Here is a 1700-nt window from a genome sequence, read left to right as displayed (position 1 = left end):
GGTCATCATCTTGCCGAAGTAATAGCTGTTACCGATAGACAGGTCACAAACGCCTTCCTTAATAGCCTTTACCTGGGCACGGTCGTTACCCTGAGGACGACGGGCCAGGTTTTCCTTGAAACCTTGCAGCCATTCTTTGGTCGCTTCCTCACCATTGTGAGCGACATAAGCAGCAACGAGACCTACGTTATAGGCGTTTTTACCGCTGCGTGTGCAGATCTTGCCTTTGTACTTTGGATCGGCCAGATCGTCATAAGTGATGCCTTCCGGCTTGTCGGAACGTTTGGTGCTGTAAATATTTCTGACACGCTTGGTCAGGGCAAACCACTCACCCTCAGGGTCTCTGTATTGTGCAGGAATGTCGTTATTGATTGATTGGCTGTCAACGGGCTGGCTGAGATCTTTTTCTACCAGATTCATCAGTCGGCTGATGTCTGTCGTCAATACCAGATCAGCAGGACTCAGTTGGCCTTCGCGTTCAAGACGCTCACTCAGACCTTTTTTAGCAAACACCATATTGACTTCAATACCAGTATCCTTGCTGAACTCTGCGAACAGAGGTTCAACCAGAAAAGGCTGACGATAAGAGTACACGTTAACCACTTCTGCGGCCTGGGAGAGGGCAGATGCAGCCATAAGACCTGATGCTAAAAGCACTGAAGAGAGTTTATTTTTCAACATGGGCGACAACCGTCTCTTTTATAATATCAATCTAAATAGGAAACATTATCATTCGCGTATTTTACAGAAATTACTCTTTATCGCCAGTTATTTAAGTACATAAGTACTAACTTTTTCGTTCTATTCACCCGCCTTTTCACATTTACTTTATAAGATGAAACTTCTATCTTATGGACTTATGCCATTAGGAGTCGATTCTATCGATTACCAATATATCCATCAGCAACAAATTGGTGATTGTGGTTTAATTGCATCTATCACATCATTAGCTTATTCAAGACCAGCTGATATATATAATATGTTAAGTCAGAATGAAGATGGGAGTTTTAACGTAAATTTACCTTCACATAGAAATATAAAAGTAGCTCCTAGTATTGAAATCTTATACAAAGGAGCCATTGCTCCTTACAGAGGTTTCTGGCCATTAATATTAGAAATCACGATTCTTAAGCTAATAAGTGACGAATCATCTACTATCAGTAAGTATTTTTCTAAATCTATCTCATATCTGAAAGACAACATTTATCATGCTGTTTTGAAAAATCCTCAAGGAAAATTATCACGAAGAAATTATGAGATCGATTATTTCCTTAATGAAATAACCGCCAAGAAAGCAATATCAATTTTAACCGGAAATCCGACAGGGTATTGGCGGATTTATATGAGCACGTCCAATGAAATTAGAAAAAAATTATATGAACTTACTTATTATAAAAAGATATCAGCAGCTAGTTTAATTAGTTCACATTACAAGTTTCTATGTCTAACTAAATTGGATTTACCAATATTACCAATTAATTATTGTTATAAAAATTTGATACCACCTTATAGAAACTTACCTAACCATCACTGCTACAGCATACTCTTTTATGATACTGAAAGTGATAATGTTGTTTTAAGAAACCCTTGGGGGCACGAAGAGCCCTCAGACCCAGAAACACACCTACCAATCGATGGACGAGATGACGGTATCTTTAAAATGAAAATAGACAGTTTTATGCAAGTCTTTGACATGATCG

At 38.6% G+C, this 1700-nt stretch carries 2 protein-coding genes; one reads left to right on the top strand and one right to left on the bottom strand.

The annotated features are described in order from the left end of the window. Positions 1–681: extracellular solute-binding protein (locus KDK17_RS07645; protein WP_257287761.1), on the bottom strand; the 681-nt coding region annotated here is incomplete at its 3' end. A gap of 178 nt (positions 682–859) precedes the next feature. Between KDK17_RS07645 and KDK17_RS07640 the strand changes: the two genes are divergently transcribed. Next, the coding region (locus KDK17_RS07640) for a hypothetical protein (RefSeq protein ID WP_257287760.1) at positions 860–1700 on the top strand (841 nt) is incomplete at its 3' end.

Origin of the sequence: Endozoicomonas sp. SESOKO2 (assembly GCF_024606245.1) — a bacterium.
Taxonomy (GTDB): Bacteria; Pseudomonadota; Gammaproteobacteria; order Pseudomonadales; family Endozoicomonadaceae; genus Endozoicomonas_A.
The sequence above is the reverse complement of the archived record's forward strand: the minus strand, read 5'-3'. Positions and strand labels throughout refer to the sequence as shown.